General features: G+C 63.3%; 24 protein-coding genes. All 24 read left to right on the forward strand.

Annotated features, from left to right (window positions below; translation table 11 throughout):
• Positions 1-31 precede the first annotated feature (31 nt).
• Positions 32-574 (forward strand): HGGxSTG domain-containing protein, encoded by a 543-nt coding sequence (locus BM357_RS02250; RefSeq protein WP_074949099.1) that lies wholly within the window; start codon positions 32-34, stop codon positions 572-574.
• A complete protein-coding gene (locus tag BM357_RS02255) occupies positions 571-1,815 on the forward strand; it encodes a PBSX family phage terminase large subunit (protein ID WP_074949101.1) in 1,245 nt (414 codons plus the stop codon). Before BM357_RS02250 ends, BM357_RS02255 begins: the two co-directional genes overlap by 4 nt.
• Positions 1,808-3,328, forward strand: coding sequence for a phage portal protein (locus BM357_RS02260; protein ID WP_074949103.1), 1,521 nt, complete (start codon positions 1,808-1,810; stop codon positions 3,326-3,328). The genes BM357_RS02255 and BM357_RS02260 overlap by 8 nt, the downstream gene beginning before the upstream one ends.
• Positions 3,328-5,211, forward strand: coding sequence for a hypothetical protein (locus tag BM357_RS02265; protein ID WP_074949105.1), 1,884 nt, complete (start codon positions 3,328-3,330; stop codon positions 5,209-5,211). The genes BM357_RS02260 and BM357_RS02265 overlap by 1 nt, the downstream gene beginning before the upstream one ends.
• Positions 5,212-5,372: 161 nt before the next feature.
• The gene (locus tag BM357_RS20430) at positions 5,373-5,507 is read left to right on the forward strand and encodes a hypothetical protein (RefSeq protein WP_281245548.1); all 135 of its coding nucleotides are present in this window, start codon (positions 5,373-5,375) and stop codon (positions 5,505-5,507) included.
• Positions 5,504-5,737, forward strand: a complete 234-nt coding sequence (locus tag BM357_RS02275; RefSeq protein ID WP_074949110.1) for a hypothetical protein — start codon at positions 5,504-5,506, stop codon at positions 5,735-5,737. The genes BM357_RS20430 and BM357_RS02275 overlap by 4 nt, the downstream gene beginning before the upstream one ends.
• Positions 5,734-5,886 carry a hypothetical protein gene (locus tag BM357_RS19650; protein ID WP_175511409.1) on the forward strand — a complete coding sequence of 51 codons (153 nt, stop codon included), beginning with the start codon at positions 5,734-5,736 and terminating at the stop codon, positions 5,884-5,886. The genes BM357_RS02275 and BM357_RS19650 overlap by 4 nt, the downstream gene beginning before the upstream one ends.
• 54 nt (positions 5,887-5,940) lie before the next feature.
• Positions 5,941-7,449 (forward strand): hypothetical protein, encoded by a 1,509-nt coding sequence (locus BM357_RS02280; protein WP_074949112.1) that lies wholly within the window; start codon positions 5,941-5,943, stop codon positions 7,447-7,449.
• A 27-nt stretch (positions 7,450-7,476) separates the two neighbouring features.
• Positions 7,477-7,812, forward strand: a complete 336-nt coding sequence (locus BM357_RS02285) for a DUF2190 family protein (protein WP_074949114.1) — start codon at positions 7,477-7,479, stop codon at positions 7,810-7,812.
• A gap of 32 nt (positions 7,813-7,844) precedes the next feature.
• Positions 7,845-8,891 carry a phage major capsid protein gene (locus BM357_RS02290; RefSeq protein WP_074949116.1) on the forward strand — a complete coding sequence of 349 codons (1,047 nt, stop codon included), beginning with the start codon at positions 7,845-7,847 and terminating at the stop codon, positions 8,889-8,891.
• A gap of 16 nt (positions 8,892-8,907) precedes the next feature.
• Positions 8,908-9,276, forward strand: a complete 369-nt coding sequence (locus tag BM357_RS02295) for a hypothetical protein (protein ID WP_074949118.1) — start codon at positions 8,908-8,910, stop codon at positions 9,274-9,276.
• Positions 9,269-9,637, forward strand: coding sequence for a hypothetical protein (locus BM357_RS02300; RefSeq protein ID WP_074949120.1), 369 nt, complete (start codon positions 9,269-9,271; stop codon positions 9,635-9,637). Before BM357_RS02295 ends, BM357_RS02300 begins: the two co-directional genes overlap by 8 nt.
• 1 nt (position 9,638) lies before the next feature.
• Complete coding sequence (locus BM357_RS02305) at positions 9,639-9,971, forward strand: hypothetical protein (protein ID WP_074949121.1); 333 nt, start codon at positions 9,639-9,641, stop codon at positions 9,969-9,971.
• A gap of 6 nt (positions 9,972-9,977) precedes the next feature.
• Positions 9,978-10,382, forward strand: coding sequence for a hypothetical protein (locus BM357_RS02310; protein ID WP_074949123.1), 405 nt, complete (start codon positions 9,978-9,980; stop codon positions 10,380-10,382).
• Positions 10,382-10,978, forward strand: a complete 597-nt coding sequence (locus tag BM357_RS02315) for a hypothetical protein (RefSeq protein ID WP_074949125.1) — start codon at positions 10,382-10,384, stop codon at positions 10,976-10,978. The genes BM357_RS02310 and BM357_RS02315 overlap by 1 nt, the downstream gene beginning before the upstream one ends.
• 12 nt (positions 10,979-10,990) lie before the next feature.
• On the forward strand, positions 10,991-11,395 hold the full coding sequence (locus BM357_RS02320) for a hypothetical protein (RefSeq protein ID WP_074949127.1): 405 nt from the start codon (positions 10,991-10,993) through the stop codon (positions 11,393-11,395).
• Positions 11,396-11,399: 4 nt separating this feature from the next.
• A complete protein-coding gene (locus BM357_RS02325) occupies positions 11,400-11,585 on the forward strand; it encodes a hypothetical protein (protein WP_139234518.1) in 186 nt (61 codons plus the stop codon).
• Between the two features lie 6 nt (positions 11,586-11,591).
• Positions 11,592-14,144, forward strand: coding sequence for a phage tail tape measure protein (locus BM357_RS02330; protein ID WP_074949131.1), 2,553 nt, complete (start codon positions 11,592-11,594; stop codon positions 14,142-14,144).
• A 2-nt stretch (positions 14,145-14,146) separates the two neighbouring features.
• Positions 14,147-14,989 (forward strand): distal tail protein Dit, encoded by an 843-nt coding sequence (locus BM357_RS02335; RefSeq protein WP_074949133.1) that lies wholly within the window; start codon positions 14,147-14,149, stop codon positions 14,987-14,989.
• Positions 14,989-15,969 carry a hypothetical protein gene (locus BM357_RS02340; RefSeq protein WP_074949301.1) on the forward strand — a complete coding sequence of 327 codons (981 nt, stop codon included), beginning with the start codon at positions 14,989-14,991 and terminating at the stop codon, positions 15,967-15,969. Before BM357_RS02335 ends, BM357_RS02340 begins: the two co-directional genes overlap by 1 nt.
• Before the next feature lie 3 nt (positions 15,970-15,972).
• Positions 15,973-17,361 (forward strand): phage tail protein, encoded by a 1,389-nt coding sequence (locus tag BM357_RS02345; RefSeq protein WP_074949135.1) that lies wholly within the window; start codon positions 15,973-15,975, stop codon positions 17,359-17,361.
• 12 nt (positions 17,362-17,373) lie between these two features.
• Positions 17,374-17,562, forward strand: coding sequence for a hypothetical protein (locus tag BM357_RS02350; RefSeq protein ID WP_074949137.1), 189 nt, complete (start codon positions 17,374-17,376; stop codon positions 17,560-17,562).
• On the forward strand, positions 17,555-18,205 hold the full coding sequence (locus BM357_RS02355; protein ID WP_074949139.1) for a hypothetical protein: 651 nt from the start codon (positions 17,555-17,557) through the stop codon (positions 18,203-18,205). Before BM357_RS02350 ends, BM357_RS02355 begins: the two co-directional genes overlap by 8 nt.
• Positions 18,202-20,682, forward strand: coding sequence for a glycosyl hydrolase family 18 protein (locus BM357_RS02360; RefSeq protein ID WP_175511411.1), 2,481 nt, complete (start codon positions 18,202-18,204; stop codon positions 20,680-20,682). Before BM357_RS02355 ends, BM357_RS02360 begins: the two co-directional genes overlap by 4 nt.
• Positions 20,683-20,689: the final 7 nt, after the last annotated feature.

Genomic DNA, 20,689 nt, shown 5'->3' on the forward strand with positions numbered 1-20,689 from the left:
GGAAAACAACCCCATGCAAGAAGGTGGTGAGATGGCAAAATGCGGAGCAAAGACCCGTAAAGGAACGCTGTGCAAAAACAACGCCATGGCGAACGGGCGGTGCCGGATGCACGGCGGGAAGTCGACCGGGCCGCCGCTCGGCAACAAAAACGCGGTCACCACTGGGGAGTACGAGACGATCTGGCTGGACACGCTCGACGACACCGAGCGCGTCCTTTTTCATGCGGTCAACACGGACGCCCTGGCGCAGCTGGACAACGAAATCCGGCTCACCGAGATCCGGGAGCGGCGCATGCTCCAACGAATCCAGCGGCTCCAACAGAGCAAGGAGATGGGCGTAGCGCAGCTGACGAAGTTCAAGAAAAATGGGCCGGACGGCGAGGAATCGTCCGAGGAATTCCTGATGCAGCCGGTCGTGGACACCATCCAACGGATCGAGGAAGCGCTGACCCGCGTCCAGGAGCGCAAGCTTAAGCTGATCGAACTGAAACACCGGATCCTCAGCGGTGGCCGCGACGACACCAACAGCCTGGGCGACCTGGTCAAGGCGATCCGGGAGAGTGCGCAGGCATGAGCTTCGCATGGGGCCGGTTCAGCAAGAAGCAGCTCGACTCCATCCGGAATTCCACGGCGCGCCTGAACATCTGGGAAGGCGCGGTGCGAAGCGGCAAAACCATCGCAAGCGTTGTGCGGTGGCTGGACTTTCTCGCCACGGGCCCGCCCGGCGACCTGCTCATGGCCGGGAAGACGGAGCGGACGCTGCGGCGAAACATCCTGAACCCGCTGGAGGAAATCCTGGGGCCGCGCCTTTTCCGGTACAACGCTGGCGAGGGCGAGGCCTTCATTTGCGGCCGGCGGGTGTACGTGGCCGGTGCCAACGATGAGCGGGCCGAGAACAAGATCCGAGGGATGACGCTGGCCGGGGCCTACGGCGACGAGGTCACGCTATGGCCCGAGAGCTTCTTCCGGATGCTCACGTCCCGCCTGTCGGTGCCGGGGGCCAAGTTCTTCGGGACCACAAACCCGGACAGCCCGTTCCACTGGCTCAAGACCGAGTACCTGGACCGCGAAGGCCTGGACCTGAAGGCCTGGCATTTCGTGCTTGAGGACAATCTGAACCTCGACCCGGAGTTCGTGGCCAACCTCAAGCGCGAGTACACAGGCCTCTGGTACAAGCGGTTCATCCTGGGCCTGTGGGTGCAGGCCGAGGGTGCCGTTTACGATATGTGGGACGAAGCGCGGCACGTGGTCCGCGAGATCCCGCACCCGCACGAGTGCGACCGGCTGATCGCCGGTGGAGACTACGGGACCGCGAACCCGACGACGCTGCAGCTCATCGGCCGGTACGAGCGGCGCTGGTACGTCCTGCGGGAGTATTACTTCCACAGCCGGGACGAGGGCCGACAGAAGACGGACGCGCAGTATGCCGACGACGTGGAGGCCTGGCTTGGCGACGTTCGGGACCGTGTGACCATCTACCTGGACCCGGCGGCCGCCTCGTTCATCCTGCAGCTGCGGCGGCGAGGCCTGCATGTCGTGGAGGCAGATAACTCGGTCCTGGAGGGCATTCAGCTCGTCTCTCGGCTGCTGGCCGAGGAAAACCTGCTGGTGCACGAATCCTGCACGCACCTGCGACGTGAGTTCGCGAGCTACGTGTGGGACCCGAAAGCACAGCAGCGAGGCGAGGACAAGCCGCTCAAGCGGAACGACCACGCGCTGGACTCGGTGCGATATGCCCTGTACACGCACCTGCAGAATCCGCCGCTGGATGACGACATCCGCGAGGCGCTGAAGGGGGTGAGATTCTATGCCTGAGGTGAGGACGAAAACCGTGCGACAGACCTGGTGGCGGCGCGCCCTGGGCGAGATCAACGCGCTCCGGCAGCAGATCTGGACCGTGTCGGATTACTACGTGCCGTACACGCTCGACAGCTCGCGAGTGGACTACCAGTTGGCGCGGGATCTGTACCGCAACACGAACGAGAAGTACAAGCTGGGCGCGGCGTTCGCCAAGCCAATCATCAACACCACGGCCGGGTTCATGGGCGTGCCGCACTTCTCGCACGACGATCCCGATGCGGACCAGGCGCTGGAGGAACACTTCACCCGCTGGCGAGGCAAGCTCCTGCGGGCCGTGCGCAACACCCTGCGGGACGGCGATGTGTTCGTGCAGCTGTCGCGGTATCCCGATAAGTTCAGCCAGCAGCCACGGTTCCAGCTGCAGCTGATCCCGCCTGAGTGGGTAGTGCCGGTCCTGGACCCGATAACCGGGGAGTGGGCCGAGGTCGTCATCCGGCACCCGGTAGTCATAAAAGACGAGAACGGCAGACCCGTGGAGCAGTATGTGGTCGAGGAAAAGTGGACGCCGGAGCAGCACATCATCACAGCCGACACCCGGGCCCCGGCCGACGTGAAGGCACAGGACAAAACGGAGAGCAACCCGTGGGGATTCATCCCTATCGTCCACTTCCGGAACGAGTCCGAGGAATACCAGCTGTACGGCGTCAGTGAGCTGGAGGCCGTCGAGCCGTTCATGAAGGCGTATCATGACGTGATGCTGTTCGCCGTGCAGGGGTCCAAGCTGTTCAGCCGTCCCAAGGTCAAGTTCAAGCTGAAGGACGTCCAGAAGTTCCTGGCGGACAACTTCTCGGCCGACGAGATCAACTCCAAGAAGCTGAATTTCGCCGGTAAAGAGATCTTTTTCATGCAGGAGGGCGACGACGCCGAGTTCATCACGGCCGACTCGGGACTGGCAGGGGTCACGACGCTGCTCAAATTCCTGTTTTTCTGTATCGTCGACGTCACCGAGACGCCGGAGTTCGCCTTCGGGACGGCGGTCCAGTCGTCCAAGGCCTCGGTGTCCGAGCAAATGGTCCCGCTCATGCGGAAAATCCACCGCAAGCGCGGGCAGTTCGAGGAACCGTTCGGCGAGCTGGGCTCGATGTTCCTGGCCATGTGGACCAAGGTCGAGAACCGGTCGCTCGACTCCCTGGACGTGCGAATGGAATGGGACGAGGTCAGCCCGCAGGACGACGCGGAGATCGCGCAGACCATCAACACGCTCATCAATGGCCTGTCCACCGGCGTGGAGGCGGGGCTTATCTCCATCGACGCGGCGGCCGAATTCCTGCGCGACTTCGTGCCGAAGATGCTGCCGTGGGTGGACCCGGAGGCCGACGAGGATGAGCGCCGCCGTGTCGAGCGCAGCTTCGCCCTTGTACAGCGTCTGAGAGACGGGACAGGTATAGATGTACCACCGAGCGATCAAAACGCGCCACAGGGGCAGCCAGGGGCAAATCCGGCGGGGTCTGATGGCGGTGTCGCCTGATGGGCAAGGTCCTGACGCCGGGCGAGTGGTACGACCTGCTCCCGCGCAAGGATTACGCCGACTACCTGATGGCCGCTCGGGATCGCCTCACTAAGCAGGAGGCGGCAACCACGCGGCAGGTGAAGGCGGTCTACACGCGGGTGGCCAAACGTCTGCGGGCCCAGATCCAGGACGTGACGCCGGGGACGCTGCGGGCCGGGCACATGACCGCGCTGGCCAAGAAGCTGGAGCTGGCGGCCGACGAGCTGAACAAGGGCATTCTGGACGCGGTGTATGCCGGGATCAGATTGGCGGTGAAGGAGGCCACGGACGGCGCGGAACAGGTCGCGCTGGACGTGACCAAAGACGTCTTTGATACCGCGGCGGTGCGCGCGATGTTCGCCGCCATCAACGAGCAGGCGGTGCTTGCCGTGCTGGCCCGCACCCGGCACGACGGCCTCAAGGTTTCCGACCGAATCTGGCGCACGTCGCAAAGTGCCAGGGCGGCCCTGACGAGGATCGTCGAGGACGCGGTCGCGCAGGGCATGAACAGCCGGGTTCTCGCCCGCTATGTCCAGCAGTACATGCAGCCAGGGGTGTGGACCTCGCTCAAAGACGAGACGCGGCAGCGCCTCGGTGTGCCACGCAACATCAGCATGGAGGCCATGCGCCTGGCGGTGACCGAGCTGCACCACGCCTTTCATGAAGGTGCGCTCCAATCCTACCGAGCGACACCGAGCTATGAAGGCGTATACTGGAGGTTAAGTAACTCGCATCCGAAGCCGGACATATGCGACACCTATGCCACGCACGGCGGGAACGGCTTCTGGAAAGAGGGCGACGAGCCGAGCAAGCCGCACCCGTGGTGCCGGTGCACGGTGGTGCCTCGCCTGGAGGACACGGACCAGTTCGTCCGGAGGCTCCGGCAGTGGGCCGACAATCCTCAGTCTCAACCAGACATCGAAGCGTGGTACAATGGCCTGCCGAGGCAGTTCCTGCGGCGGCCCGGGAGACTGGACAGGACCGTGCAGGTGTCCATTCCGGGTCTGTTGGAGCAGCAGCGCCCAAGCGTGCCGAAGTACGTGCAAGATGCACTGGACCGGATGGCACGCGGGACGAGTACACTGGCCGATGTGCTGGAGGTCGGACGCATTCTGCGGCAAGAGGTGGACCGGCGTATATCCGACATCAAAAGCCGCGTCGAGGCCATTTTGCAGCAGAAAAACAAGCTGGCGGCGGAGATCTACAAGGCGAACAGAAGGCGAGATCAGGAGGCCGTGCAGAAGCTCATGGCGGAGTTTGATCGCCTGTCGACGGAGTTCAAGGCCGAACTCGGTAAGCTGCAGAATGCCGCCGAGATCGTCCGCGATGTCCTGGACCCGGTGCGCCGGATGAACGATGACACTGAGATCGCCGTCCTGGTAGTTTCGGACGAGGAAGCCGTGCAACGGATCAAGGGGCAGCTTCGCTACCTGCCGAAAGATTGGGTCGATGCCTTCCGCGGCCGGCAGATCTTTGCGAAAATGAGCACAGAGAGATCGTACTACCAACGGGGTGGAATGGCAGAGACGATATCTCTGCGGTCTTCGGCTAGTCCGTCTGTGACGCTGCATGAGTTGACGCACCGTTGCGAGGCCTGGGTGCCGAAGCTGCTGCAAATGGAGCAGGCGTTCTACGAATACCGGACGGCGGGTGAACCTCTCAAGTGGCTCGGCCCAGGGTATGATCCGACCGAAGTGACGCGCTTCGACCGGTTCACGGAGCCGTACATGGGCAAGGATTACGGCGGCAGGGCGTATGAACTCATGAGCATGGGCTTGGAAATGGTGTTCTACGGATTGTACGAACCCGAGCGCGATCCCGAATATGTCGCCTGGGTGTTGGGGGTGCTGGCAACGGCATGAAGTTCACGGCACGATTCCGATGGAGATCTGCAAAAGAGGTCGCAGAGGTCACATGGGAGGATGGAAGGCTTTCCGGTGACCCTGTTTTGACGCGGCTCATCGAGTCGACGGCCAGGGGCCTGGAGGGCATGCCGATAGGCTTCCCGACAGGGGGACAGACGGTGACGGACCACCTGAGTGATCCGTTCTCGGCCCTGTACATCATGCGGTTCCGCCTGCCGGAGCCGATAGAATTCCTTGACGCGGGCGGCGAGGTGCCAACCCTGCCGCCCGTGCCGGATGGGGCGATACCATGATGCACGAACGATGGCCAAAAGGCATGACGCCGCCCACACCTGAGACACCCGAATCGGTCAGCCGTCCCGTGACGCTGGCCGATTTCAATTATGTCGGCGAAATCCAGCGCGCGATCACGTCCCTGCCGTTCGGCATTCGAGTGGTGGCCTGCCACGTCGAGGAACACGATGGTGAGCCGCCGCGTGTGAGCCTTGCGCTCGAGATCACCGAAAGGAGGGAGGCCAAATGAGCGGGCACATCAGCCGGTACAATCCGCAATCGCGCACCTTCGTCCGCCAGGGCCAGAGCGGACAGTGGCAGCCGAAGGTCCTGACGCAGCGGCCGGCAGAGCGAACCACGCTGAACGCGGTCTCGCCTGCGACAAACACCACAAAGTAGCGAGAAGCGCCGTAAACCCGGCGCTTTTCTAATGCCTGAAAGGAGGTGAGGGGATTGGCGTTTCGGATTGACAAGAACACGGTCAGCTCGAAGGCCTGGGGCGACGTGGACAAGACGGCGCTGCGCAACCGCCTGGTGCAAGGCCTCGAAAACAACGAGTCCGGCGTGCAGGCGGCCATCCGCGAGGTGTACGCGGTCATCAAGTCCAGCGACCTGACGGATACGCCCTCCGCGACCTGGTGGGGCCCGCACCATGAGGTCCAGGACGATGGCACCGTAGTGCTCAACCGGGAAGGCCTCGGGGCGGCCGCGGCGGCGCTGGCCGGTGCGCGTGCGAACCCGGACCTGACAGCCGAGCAGAAGCGCGAAGCCGCGCGGCACCTGATCAGGCACTACCGGGATCTCAACGAGACTCCGCCGGACAGCCTGCTGCAGCTGGCCGGACAGTCCGCAAGCGGTGAGATGGTGCGCCTCACGGCGGCCGTCTCCGGCGAGATGCGCGTCGAGGACGTCCCGGTCGCGCCGTGGGCCGATCTCGCCAAGATCAAGGCGGGCGACGACGATCCCATGGAGGTGGTCGTCGAGGTCCCGGCCGGGAAGTCGAAGCGCGGCTGGAACTACCGCCCGGAGGCCCTGCAGCGCATTGTCGGCGAGGTCATGTCCACTGGCCTGCCTGGGTTCCTCGGCCATCAAAAGGCAGAGGACGTCAGCACGCAGTTTCTCCCACCCGCCACGCACTGGGTCGGGGCCAAGTGGGAGAACGGCAAGGCGTATTTCCGCGGCGTCATCGACAAGGCTGCGGCCGACCTGAAGCGGTGGATCCGCGCCGGGGTCATCCGCCAGGTGTCCATCTTTGGGATGCCCAAGCTGTCCAGGTCGGCGACGGGCGAGATCGACGTGGTGGACTATCAACCGTTGTCCATCGACTGGACGCCGCTCAACCGGGCCGGGATGCCGACGTCGGTGGTGGCGGTCGGTGAGATGGACAGCACTCTCGGCGGTATAGAACCGCCCAATCACGGAGGTGGTCAAACGATGAACCTGCAGGAGCTTCTTGCCCAGCTGCGCCAGCAGCTGCAGGCGAAGAACACGACGATGGCCGCGATCTGCGGCGAGATGGGCTGGAACTTTCAGAACCTGGCCAAGGAGATCGGCGGCGAACAATACCGCGCGCTGGAGGCCAGGGCGAATGCGGTCGGTGAGATGGCCGAACTGTTTGGCATCGGCCGAGACGCGCAGCCGGAGGCGGTTGTATCCGCCGCAAAGGCAGCGCGCGAGGTACAGCTGCAGCAGGCCCGCCAGGCGCACGAACAGCTCATCGACAAGGTGGTCGGTGAGATGGTGGTCGCTGAGGCCGCCCGTCCGCTGGTCAAGCGCATGCTCCGGGTCGATGACAACGCCGACGAGGCGGCGATCCGCAAGGCCGTGGGCGAAATGCTGGAGCAGGAGGACGTCAAGACGGCGCTGTCCAGCCTGTTCAGCTCTGCGCCGGTTCGTGGCCGCCATGACAACCGCGCAAGCGGCAGCACGGATGGTCTCGCGGTTCAGCGCGTGTCCATCTAATCCACCACATTCTGGGAGGTGTTTTGAGTGGGGCGTTTTGTTGGTCATGGCAAGTCGGTGAAGGTGACGGCCTCTGCGGCTGTCAATCAGGGCGATTTCGTGCTGGCCGGTGGGTTCTTCGGCCTGGCCGTGAATAGCGCGGGCGCAGGTGAAGAAGTGGTGTTGAACATCGAGCAGGGCGAGTACGAGACCAGCCAGATCACGACGGCCGATGCGTTCAACGCGGGCGACCCGGTGTACTGGGACGACACGAACAAGAAGCTCACCACGGAGGCCGGGTCTGGCAACCGACTGGTGGGCCGCGTGACGGTCGCCAAGGACGCGAACAACGTCATCTGGTTCATGCTCGGGCCGCAGGTCTGAGTCAAAACGCCAACAATGGAGGTGTAAGGTGAATGCCGAAGGTCATTTCGCTTGAAACGCTGCGCGCACAGCGCCGCAAGGGGACGCATGAGCTGCGGATCCCGTATGTCTCGCCGACGGGCGAGATGAAGACGGTCCAGACCCGCATTGTCGAGGGCGAGATGGAGGTCTTTCAGCTGACCAAGCCCATCGGTGAGATGATCACCACCCCGGCGGGCCTTGACCAGCTGGTCCAGAAGACGGTCGTGGACCTGCAGCTGGGCCGTGAGCAGGTGCCGCTCTTGTATCAGCCGATCTACCGGCGGATCGCGGATTCCAACCTCACGGAGTTCGTGGACATTTCTCCGCTGGTCGGCGCTCGCGTTGTGTTCCTGCAGCACATGGAGCTGGAGGAAGTCAAGTTCGGGACCCGCGTGGTCGGCCCGAAGGACACGGTGCCCATCATCACGTATGCGGCCGGGTTCGAGTACACGGAGGACATCCAGGAGTGGGACAAGACCTGGCAGCTGGCCGAGCTGAACCGGGCCATGGGCGAGGCCTACAACGCCCTCTTGAACCACATCCACCTGTCGCCCATCATCACGTACAACTACCCGGCCAAGAACAAGACGGCCGCGTCGACGGAGGGCGCCACGTACCTGGAGAAGCTGCGCAACACGATCAAGCAGGGCCTGATCGACGCTTCTCAGGACAAGAACAAGGACACGCTCTCGCCGCGTCGTCCGACGATCCTGCTGGCGCACTCCAGCAACCAGTGGGACATCGAAGAAGCCCTGCAGCGGCAGCAGATCGGCGGGACCATCTACCCCGCGATCAGCCAGATCGACACGCTCATCTTCTACGATGGCTACAGCGTGACGGTCGGCGAGAAGACGTACACCTACCCGGGCGTCGATCCCGGCAAGGCGTACCTCATCGACCCGCAGAAGTACTTCGTCGAGCTGGTCAAGCATGACCTGCGGGTGGACGCCTCTGGTCCGGACCTGAGCCGCCTGGTGGTGAGCCAGATCGTCGGGCGAGCCCGCCGTGGCGTGTACACGGCGCCTGCGAACGCGGTGCAGGAGCTGACCCTGCCCTAATCGGGGGTGATGGCGCATGACGCCAACCGACGAGCTGCGCAATAAGCTGCGCCGGATGGTGGACGAGGTGATCCCGGCTGGCGGCTCGGACACCGACACCAGGTTCACCGACGCAGAGATCGACGAGCTGCTGACCGACGCCAGCACCATTGAGGACGCGGCAGCCGAGGGGTGGTTCCGCAAGGCGGCGCGGGCCATGAGCGAACGAGGGGGCCTCGAATCCAGCCAGGCTGGAGACGAGGCCCACAAGTTTGTCAGCCTGGAGGCCTACCGGGATCACTGCATGGCCATGTACCAGGCGTATAAGCAGCGGGTTCCGGGCCTCGGATCCCGCGTGTTTGAGTTCCAGCCGCCGGACGTGCTAGGGGGCTGCCAGAGTGGTTGACGTGGTGTCGACGCTGCGCGCCGCCCATGCGCAGCTCATCGCGCAGAACCCGGTCACGGTCACGGTGGTGCGCAGCGACAGGCAGGACGACGGCGCTGGCGGTTGGATCGAGCAGACGCGGTCATGGACGGTTGAGCTGCGCCTGGTGCCCGAGCACACCCAGCCTACGATCCAGACCAACGAGGCGGGCGTCATCGGCCTGACTGGGTGGTCCTTCTATGCGCCATGGGACGCGGACATCCAGGAGGACGACGAGTTTACGACCGACAGCGGCCGGAGATTCAACGTCATCCGCGTTGAGCCGCGCTCATTCAATGGGCTTGTCTACGCGGTCAACGGCTCGGCCCAAGAGGTGACGTGACATGCCTGGTCTTAACGTGGTGACGAAGAACCTGGACCGGTGGGTGGAGCGAAAGCGCGCCGCGTCCCTGGCCCTGGCCAAGTACTGGGCGATGCAGCTGGAGGGCGAGATGAAGCAGAACCGGCCATGGCAGGACCGCACCGGCAACGCCCGGGCAGGCCTCAAAGGAAGCGCCGAGCTGAACAACGAGGGGATCGCCATCCGGCTGGCCCACTCAGTGGACTACGGCGTGTTCCTGGAGCTGGCGCACGATGGCCGGTACGCAATCCTCAGGCCGACACGGAACGCCAGGGCGCAGGACGTTCGGAGGTCATTTCAGGAGCTGTGGAGGTGATGGTGCATGAGCCTACGGCGGGCGGTGATTCTCACGCTCAAACAGGTGCCGGGACTGGCGGCGGTCTACCAGGCGTACCTTGCGCCATCTAACGCGCCGAGGCCCTACGCCACGGTGAAGATTGTGCCAGGCGTAGGGAGCAGCCGAATCTGGTATGCGGGCACGCAGGAGATCGAGGTGCGGCTGTACGGCAATCAAACCTCGTTCCACGCCTTGGACACCCTCGAGCGCTCTGTCATCGCCGCCCTGCACGGCCGCACCATCACCGACACCATGGACAACCCGCCGACGAAGTACGAGACCGAATTGGTGCCTCAGGCGGGGATGGATTTCGTCGAACCCGAAAACGAACTCATAGGCCGTCTGGTGATCTTCCGGGCGGCCTCGCTTATTGAAAGGGGGACTGAGTGATGCCTGGGACTCAGGCCAAGACCGGCTACCTGAAGGGGTGCCGGGGGTTGGTGATCACACCGCTTAACCTGGATGGCTCGATGCCGACAAACCCGCAGCGGTATGGCATCAAGACGTCGCAAGAAGTCTCCGTGGACCTTGAGACAGTCGACGGTGACAACGGGGAGCTGCGTGGCGGGGACCGTGTCCTGGCTCGGTTCGAGGATACGGACACCGTCGTGGGGATGAACCTCCAATTCACCGACGCGCGGTTCGACGCGCAGGCCACCCAGATCATCGCGGGCGGAACGCTCATCTTCGACGAGTCGGACCCGACCAAGATCATCGGCTGGGTGGCACCGAAGGTTTCCGAGCAAGGGACCCGGACGCCGTTCGCGGCCGAAGTCTACGTCGCCAACTACAATTCCAGCGGCGGGGTCGACGGTTTCGTCTGCTTCAAGTTCCCGTACTGCATCGGGTACGTGCCGACCGCCGACTTCCAGGACGGCGACTGGGGCACGCCAGAGTTCGAGATGCGCGCGCGGGAGAATCCAGCGACGGGCGAGTCCTACATGAGCTGGCAGTTTGTCGACCAGCTGCCTGCCGAACTCCAGTGAGGGGGCTGACGCATGGCTGACAGGAAACCGATTAGCCTGGACGAGATCCGGCGGCGGGCCGAGGGAGAGGTCATTGACATCCCGGACTGGGACGGCAAGGGGACGATCCCGGTCCGGGTTAGGCGCATTGACATCACGCCCATCATCCTCAAGGCCGGGGTGCTTCCGAACAGCCTCAAAATCGCCGCGCAGGAGATCTTCGAGGGCAAAAAACCAGCGGCCAAACAGCCGGACGTCGAACTGGAGCTTGAAAAGCTCATGCCGACGCTCGATGCGATTGCAAAAGAGTGCCTGCTGGAGCCGAAGTACGAGGACATCCAGAACATTTATCCGCTGACGCTGAATCAGAAACTGGCGCTGCTGACCTACGTGACCGGGGAGGTCGAGCAGCTGCGCCCCTTTCGTGGAAAACAGTGACGCCATGATTGAACTTGTGGCGACGGCCAAGGCCTTCGGGCAGCGGCCGTCGTCCTTTTTTACCGGCCTGTCCGGCTACGCAGCCTACTGCCTCGACGTGGCGGCAGCTGTCTACGTGTCGTACCTGGAGCAGGGCAAGAAACCCAAGCGGGACATGATGGGATTCCTGCTGGGACTGGGAAGGCGGTGATGGTGCATGGCTGCTACTGACCTTGGAAGCATTTACGCGGAGATTCGGCTTCGGCTGGACAAATTGCAGGGCGACGTGGCGGCGGCCAAGGCGCAGCTGGGATCGGCGAAGGCCGCGCTCGAAAGCCTAGCCGACGAGTCGGCGCAGAAACTGACCAAGAGCATGTCGTCCGCCTCAGAGTCGATGAAGCGGGTCGGGGCCGCCGTCACCGCCGCAGGCACGGGGATCGTGCTGGGGCTCGGGCACGCTGTCAAGACCACCTCAGACTTTGAGGCCGAGATGAGCAAGGTGCAGGCGCTGTCCGGTGCCACGGGGAATGAGCTTGGCAAACTCCGGGACGCGGCCATCCAGCTTGGTGCGACGACGCCGAAGAGTGCGTCCGAAGCGGCGCAAGCCATGGAAATGCTCGCCGCGATGGGCTTCAAGGCCAATGAGATCATCGCGGCGATGCCTGGCGTACTCAGCGCGGCGGTGGCAAGCGGCGAGGACATGGCCCTGGTGGCCGACACGACGGCGGCAGCTCTCAACGCCTTCAACCTGAAGGCCTCCGAGGCCTCGCGGGTGGCTGACGTCCTGGCTCAGGCGGCGAACGATTCGGCTGCAGGCATCCTCGACATGCAGTACACGTTCAAGTACGCAGCGCCGGTGGCGCACCAGCTGGGGATATCCCTGGAGCAATTGGCTGCGGCCACAGAGATCATGGCGAACAACGGGATCCGCGGCGAGCAAGCCGGTACGACACTCCGGATGGCGCTCATCCGGCTCGCCAATCCGACCGACAAAGCCGCGGCGCTGCTCAAGGACCTGGGCGTGAGGGTCACCGACGCGCACGGACAAATGAGGCCGTTCAATGCCATCCTTGCCGACCTGACCAAAGGCCTCAGCGGCATGGGGGACGCGCAGAAGCAGGCTGCGCTGGCGACCATCTTCGGCACCGAAGCCGTATCCGGCATGCTGACCTTGGTGCAGGCGGGCCCGCAAAAGTTCGACGAGCTGACCAAGTCCCTGCAAAACTCCGCCGGCGCGTCCCAGAGGGCGTCCCAGGTCATGCAGAACAACCTGAACGGCGCGCTCGAACAGCTCGGCGGCGCGGTCGAGTCGGTGGAGATTGCGGTCGGGAGCCGGTTCACTCCGGCCTTGCAGACGGCCGCGACCGTGCTCGGCAACCTGGTGAGCGCGTTCACGTCGCTTCCCGGGCCGGTGCAAAGTTTCATCGCCTACGGAGCGGCCGCGGTGGCCGCTCTGCTGCTGTTGGTCGGGCCGACCATGTTGCTCATCGGGTTCTTACCGCAGATCGCAGCCGGGTTCGGCATGGTATCTGTCGCGGTCGCTGGTTTTCTTGGCGCCATCGGTCCCATCACGGGGATAGTGGCGGCCATAGTGGCAGCGATAGGTCTGTTGTACCTAGCCTGGCAGACCAATTTCGGCGGCATACGGGACATCACGCTGCAGCTGTGGAGCCAGATCCAGGCCACGTTCCAGCAGGCCTACGCCGCCATCGTCCCGGTTGTCACGAACCTGGTTAACTACATCGCGCAGCAGTGGGCCAGGATTCAGCCGGTGCTCCAGCCGGTCATGCAGTGGATCGAGACGATCTTCCACTACGTTTTCCAGTTCGCCGCCCAGACCGTGATGTTCTATCTCAACTCCATCGTCATGGTCATCCAGGGTGCTGTGAACGTGATCGCGGGGATCATCAAGTTCTTCGTGGCGCTGTTCACCGGCGACTGGAACGGCCTATGGGAGGCGGTCAAGCAGATCGCGTCCGGGGCGCTGACCCTACTGCACGGCCTGTTCAATTTGTGGTTCATTGGCAGGATCGCAGGGCTCATCGGGAGCTTCGCGGGCAAGGCGCTCGCCCTCATCGGCGACTTCGCCGCGCGCGGGGCAGCGGCGTTCGGGAACTTCGTGGCGGGCGTGTTCGCACGAATGGCGTCCTGGGCGTCCGGGCTTGTCGCCCGGGCTGGCAGCGGCATGAGCAGCTTCCTGAATGCCATTGTGAGCGGCGCCGGTCGGGTCCTGTCGTACCTCGGACAGTTCGTCAGCCAAATGGTTGGCGCCCTCGGAAGTCTTCCTGGCCGCATGCTGGAGATCGGGAGGAACATCGCTACGGGCATCTGGAACGGTATCTCCGCGATGGCTGGATGGCTGCGCAGCCGGATCATCAGCTGGGCGGCGTCAGTTCTGCCAGGTCCCATCGCCAAGCTGCTCGGTATCAGCTCGCCTTCGCGGCTCATGGCCGAATATGGCGGATACATCGCGGAAGGCCTCGCACAGGGCATGCTCAAGGCGAAGGACATGGTGGCGAGCGCGTCCCAGACCCTTGCGGGGTTGGCATCCATGGCCGCACCGGCTCCGGCGCTTGCCACCGCCGCCGGCGGGAGCATCGCGGCAGGTGCGGTCGCTGGCGGGCCGACCATCAATCAGAACGCGCCGCTCCTGTACATCGAAAACTTGACGGTGCGAAATGACCAGGACCTGCAAAACATCCAGAAGACCATGCGGCAGCTGTACGAGGAAAACGCCAAAGTGCAGCGGGCCATGGGGAAGGGGCGTTGACCATGATTGTGACCGGTCTGATGCCAAACCAGGCCCCAGGGTTCACCTTTGCCGGTCATCATTCGGGTGAGTACAACGTCTGGCTGGCGCGGTCGAACTTCCACCTCATGCCGCCGACGCGGGATCGGTTCGCCAGCTTGGTCGGGCGACCAGGCGATCTGGATCTCGGGTTCGACTACGATGCTAGGTCCATCAGCCTCGAGTGCGTCATCCATGCCGAATCCGAGCAGGAGCTGCGCCAACGCGCCCGCGAGGTGGCCAGCTGGCTCGACCCGCGCGCCGGGGCCCAGCAGCTGATCCTCGACAGTGAGCCGGACAAGTACTACATGGCGCGCTGCTCCGGGACATCCGAGGTCGAGATCGTAGCGCGACAGGGAAGGTTCACGGTGCCATTCCGGGCCTCGGATCCGTTCGCGTATGCGGTCCAGGCCAAGCAGATCGAGTGGGAGGCGCCATACGGCGGGCAAACATCCCTGCAAAACGATGGGACGGCCGACTGCCCGCTCGTCATCACGCTGGTCGCTCCGGCCTCGGCCTCCACGGCGTTCGAGGCCACAGGCCTGGGCGCGACCAACCTCGGAGCCGCTGGCGGCGCGCCGCAGACGGCCGGGGTCACCCTCACCATCGGCGGTATATCGGTCACGTACACCGGTACGATTGGCCCCGGCGACACCGTGATTATCGACACCGGAAACTTCACGGTCACGAAGAACGGAGCGAACGCCCTGCAGTACTGGCAGGGCGATTTCCCTGTTCTGAGGCCTGGAGCGAACATGGTGACCGAGACGGACACGGCCGGGGCCGGTGTGAGCGTGACATTCCAGTACAGGGAGAGGTGGTTGTGATGGCGGGCGGATTCACGACTCGACGCGATTCGAGTGCGAACAACGTGCCGGTAGTCGGCTACCAGGACTCGGCGGACGCGCAGGACATCATCCTGTGGGCCGCCGTGCAGGTGACGGAAACCGGCAACACGGACGCGCAGGGTAACTTCAGGGCGACCAACCTGCCCATCATCGACGCAAGCCATGACTGGGTTGTGGACGGCGGCGGCGTCCCGCGCCAGCGGCTCATTGACGGCAAAGACATCACCGCACAGGACAGCGGCGGAACAACGCTCTATCCCGGGACCGCCGATGGACGAACGGGAGTCATCCCGCTGTACACGGACAGCGGGCGCACCACATCGGCTGCGAATAAGCAGAACGTGCAGGTCACGTACTGGACCTTGCGGCCGGTCAACGTCGACGCACAGGGGCGGCTGGTGGTGAGCATGTCGGGCGCTCTGCCGGCCGGGACCAACCGGATCGGCGCCGTGGTGGCGCGCGGTGTGAACGCGGGCGGTGCGGAGATCCCGCTTCGCGTGGACGACAATGGGCAGCTGCTGATCGCCTTGTCTGACGTCATCGCCAACGCCAGGACCAGCAGCGGGACGGAGCGGCTCCGAATCCCGGACACCATCAAGTACAAGAAATGCACCTCGGCGGGCGACAACACGGTCTGGACGCCGGCCAGCGGGAAGAGCATCGTCCTGATGGGGATCTGGGCGCAGAGCAACATCCGGGGCACAAGCTGGACCTTGCCGGATACCGACATGGACATCAAGATGGGGTCCACGGTCATCGGGCATATGAAGCTCATGGGGATGCTGCACTTCTCCGACGATGGAACCACCAGCAAGATTGCGCAGTACGTTCATGCCGGGCAGTTCCAGATCGCGCAGATGGACTTCGGGCAGGGGGTCAAGTTCCCGCCGGACACGCCGCTCATCGTGTCGCCTGACAGTGCAGTGGTACAGGTGACGGCCTGGGGCCTGGAGGTGTGAGCCGTGCAGGACTATCCGAAGGTCTATGACCGCAGCGGCAAGCTGTTGGCGGTGCTCGACAAGGCCTTTTCCGTGCAGATTCAGGATCAGCTCATCACGGACACGAACGGGCAGGAAACGCTCACGTTCAGCCTGCCAGCCAACGATCCGAAGCTGGCGCTGTTCTCGAACGAGGACCATGTGCGGGTCGGCGGGAGCGAGTTCGTCATCCGCGTTATGGAGAGTGGCTGGGATTCCGGCCAGGGCATTCCCACGGTCGACGTCACCTGCGAGGCCGTCTGGTACGACCTCGCGGAGTACGATCCCATCACGCAGCTGTCGTACAAGGATGTGGGTCCTGCGTTGGTCATGCAGGCGATCCTGTCGGGCACGGACTGGTCGGTCGGCACGGTGGAGATCACGACTCCAGGCGACTTTTCCATTACCGAGTCCACGAACCGCCTGGCCGCAATCCGGCAGATCCCGGGCGTGTACGGAGGGGAGCTGAAGTTCGATAGCATCAGCCGGAAGGTCCACCTGCTGCGCCAGGTCGGGTCCGACACCGGCTTTTTGTTCGCCTATGGCAAGAACATGAAGTCGAACAAGCGCACCATCGACACGCGGAACCTGGTGACGCGCCTGTACGTCTACGGGGCCAATGGCCTGTCCATCGCACCGGTGAACAATGGATTGCCGTACATTGAGGACTACAGCTGGTACGACAGTACGGGTAAGCCGCGCCAGGTCAAGTCTGCGACGCTCAAGAACGAGGAAATTGCCAATCCGTCTTACCTGCTTCAGTGGGGGAGGCAGCAGCTGTCCGTGCTCTCAAAGCCGACGATCTCGTACACGGTGGCGGGCGTTCTAACGCCTGAGGATCCGGTGCCCGGGCTCGGCGACCTGGTGAACGTCTACGATCAGAACCTCGGCCTGAACTTAAAGGCCAGGGTTGCCAAACGCACCATCGACGTGCTCCAGCCGGAGAACACCACCCTGGAGCTGGAGACGGCACTGCCGACCCTGGCCGACCAGCTGTCGAACATCCAGGCCGGTGGAGGCGCCGTGGCAGATGTGACGGACGCGGTGAACCAGGCCATGCAGGACGTGGTCATGTTCAATAACCTGTTCAACTCCAGGGCCGATGATGGGCTTGCCTACTGGATCTCAAACGGGTGGGACGTGGACAACACCAAGGGAGTGTCGGGAACCTCGTCATTCCACGCTACGGGGTCGCCCAACGCCACAAAGACGCTGTCGCAGACCATCTATCCGGCGAGCCGTTCGGAGTACACGCTGTCGGCGCAGGTGGAGCTTGACAACGTCGTCAAGCTGGCCGGTGGCCAGGTGGGCTTCAACGTCACGATCAAGTACAAAGACGGCACGCGCGAGACGCAGTTTTTTGCTCTCGCATAGGGGCGATGGTCCATGCAGCTGTGGGCAAAGACGTTCCAGCCGCAAGGCGGGCAGGAGATCGAATCAATCACGATTGAGCTGGTGATCACCAACTGCACCGGTGATGTCTACGTGACCGACATTATGCTCCAGGGCGGCAGCGTGGCAACCACATGGGTTGGGCACCCGAGCGAGATAAGGTGGTCCTTCGACAATGTCTAACCCATTCTTGCGATACACGGCCAAAATCCAGGCGAAAAAGCCTGTGGAGTCCATCGAAGTCGAGTTCGTCATCGCCAACGCCACCGGAGACATCTGGGTCACGGACGTCATGCTGCAGGACGGTGGCCTCATCACGGGATGGGTCCCGAATACCGAGGAAATGCTGGTCCGGCCGCGGGATCAGAATGGGAACATCGTCCCGAAGAAGCACTACAACTGCGTGATCCGTGGCAGCACATACGTGGTGATCCCGAACACAGGCGGCATGACCATGACTTCGCCCGACAACAATTCGGTGACCATCCACCGGCCGCAGGAGCGCCCTGCGACCACCGGGCTTGACCTGACCAACACGGCCATCAACGAGCGGCGTAGTCACCTGACGATCTCGACTTACTCCGGGTCTCGGACGTGGTACTACGCGCAGTGGTCGGAGCCTGGGGACGTGGTGCAGGTGGATTCCGCAAGGCACCAGGTCACGTTCAACGGCGATCCCAAGAACGACGGGGCGGAGTGGAAAGGCGCATTCCTCACCTGTCCATACGGCGACGTGATCTACTCGGTGTCGCAAGATAACACCGTTGCGGGGCATTTCATCTTCGAGATCGAGGAATGGTGCGTTGCCTCGGGGGTGACATGGTGAGTACCGGAAAGTTCATGACGTGGATCGTCAACTATCTCGCTCGCTCCAACACGGAAATGAGTTCGATGGCCAAGAAGTTCTACCAGGTCGGGATCTTCGAGTTCTTTGTGAACACGGACGGGTCAATTAGAAACACCATGACCCAGGCGCAAATAGACAATGCCCTGGCGCATCCACAGGTAAAGTGGTTTCTTACCGTGCAGGCCTTGGGCGGCAATTTCAGCACCGGGGACCTGTCGGCAATCTGGACGAATGAGGGCGGCCTGCAGGACAGGGTGGTGAGCAACATCGCCGCGCTCCTGGACCAGTACCCTTGGGCCGCCGGGATCGACCTCGACTTCGAGCAAGGCGGGAGTTCCAAGTACACCGACCAGGCCGTGGCGTTCTTCCAGCGCGTGTACAACCTGTGCCACGCGCGAGGTAAGCTCCTGCACGTGGACCTTCCCGGCCTGACCGGGCCCGGGCAATCGCTCGGCGGTGAGTACTGGTGCGACTACGCGAAGCTGGCGCCTTACTTCGATTCGTGCGTCATCATGTCCTACGGCTACTCCTGGTCGGGGAGCGCGCCGGCGGCAATTACACCGAAGTCCTGGGGGAAGGCCGTGTACGACTTCGCGGTGACGTGCATCCCGCCCGAGAAGATATTCCTCGGTGTGGGCATGTACGGAATCCGGTGGCAAATTTTCGAGCCGGTCCCGGCTGGACAGTACCGGGGCCTGTCGATGTCGTACTACGGCATCCTGGCGTGGCTGCTCGGCGTGTTCACGCACGGGGGGAGCCAACCGCACATCCCATGGGCCGCGTTCTGGGACGATGACGAAAAGACGCCGTATGTGTTCCTGCACGTCTATGACTGGATGAGGATTGACGACATCGCCCGGGTGGATTCACCGGCCGTCACGTTCAACTATTTCGGGGACAACGTCCTCACCGCGTACAACAAGGTCCAGAAGGCGACGATCACTGGGCAGGTGGCCGCCATGTGGGCACCGTCTTCGACCAACGCGGACGAAAATGGCGCCATCGTGACAGGCACGTCGTACTTCGACGGGCATCAGTGCACATACGTCACGGCCCGGGAACCGCAGACCATCGTGACCACAGATCCGAATACGGGTAAGCCAACCACCATCCAGGAGGTCCCTGGAACCGCCACGTACAATTTCTCGGTTCCGACGTCGGGAACGTATCACATCGTCCTGGTGGTGAACTTCCCGTGGTGGTCGATGAATCGGGTCACCGTGTCCGTGGATGGCAGGACGTTCACGGCCAGTCAGCCCACACAATGGTATCCGCTGGCTAGGACTCCGCACTACTACGATGTCGGGACCATGTTTCTGGCAGCGGGGTCTCACACGCTCACCTTCGAGGGAGGTTCGTCGGCCTACGGCGCCGATCTGTATGGGTTCGTGGTCTGTCAGGACTTCTCGTTCGTGATGGACGGCGGAGAGGGTTGGTTTTACCTTCGGCCCCAGCGGATGAAAGACACGAACGGGAACATGGTCCTGCCGTCCATCGGGTATGTGGTAACGGCAGAGGTTCTCCGGCACCCTCCCGAGTACGCGACCGTGTGGGCCGACAACTGGGTCAGTTACACGCAAGGGGCGGGCGGGAGCCTCGATTCATGGTATAACCTGACCGGCTCCTGGACGGTGCAAGGCACATACCCGGAAGCCGGGACGCTCGTTGGCAGCGGGACGCTGCAGATTGGATATACCCAATTCACCGACCTGGCTGTGTGGGCGAACTTCTCATTCACCGGCAACGGCGAGGCCGGGATCATCATCGGGCCGTACCGGTGCGGGATCAGGGCCGATGGCACGGTGGTGTTCAACGGCCAGACGATGGGGAAGACGGATCCGAAGGTCAGCCACGAGCTGCGTGTCCGCTGTAGGCAAGGCACGTATGTGGTGTACGTGGACAAGCAAAAGATCGGAGATCCAGTCAGCGGCCTGCAGGGGTCCAACACCTTCGGTCTGTACGCGACGAACGCCACGATGTCCTGCACCCAGCTTACGGCAGGGGACGCCTACACGTACATGCCGCAGGAGTCGATCACCATTGTCACGCCTGCGGGATCGCAGCAGGTCGGGCGCATTCAGCGCAACTCGCAGGCCACGTGGATTCAGCCATGGGGCTACTTCCAGGTCCCGAACGGGGTCGAGGAATACGACACGCGGGTTGGCACGAACATCGACATCTCGTCGGACTACGATTACGTCAACTCCGCGGCGATCCCGGTATCCACGTCCAGCCCGATTGAAGTCCAGATCAAGCACACAGACGCTGGTGTATGGACGCGCCGGGTCTTTTTGTGCGACCAGGAGGGGGCGAGCATCGCATATTACGGGGATCTCAACGTGTTCTCGTACTGGTGGCAGGAGGCCACGCTCAACTACGGTCTGGCGGGCGTCGCTATGTGGCAGCTTGGTCTGGAGGACCCGCGCATCTTCGATCTCATCCCCGACCAATGGTAGGCGAACG

The organism is Paenalicyclobacillus macrosporangiidus (assembly GCF_900116805.1).
Classification (GTDB): Bacteria; Bacillota; Bacilli; order Alicyclobacillales; family Alicyclobacillaceae; genus Alicyclobacillus_H; species Alicyclobacillus_H macrosporangiidus.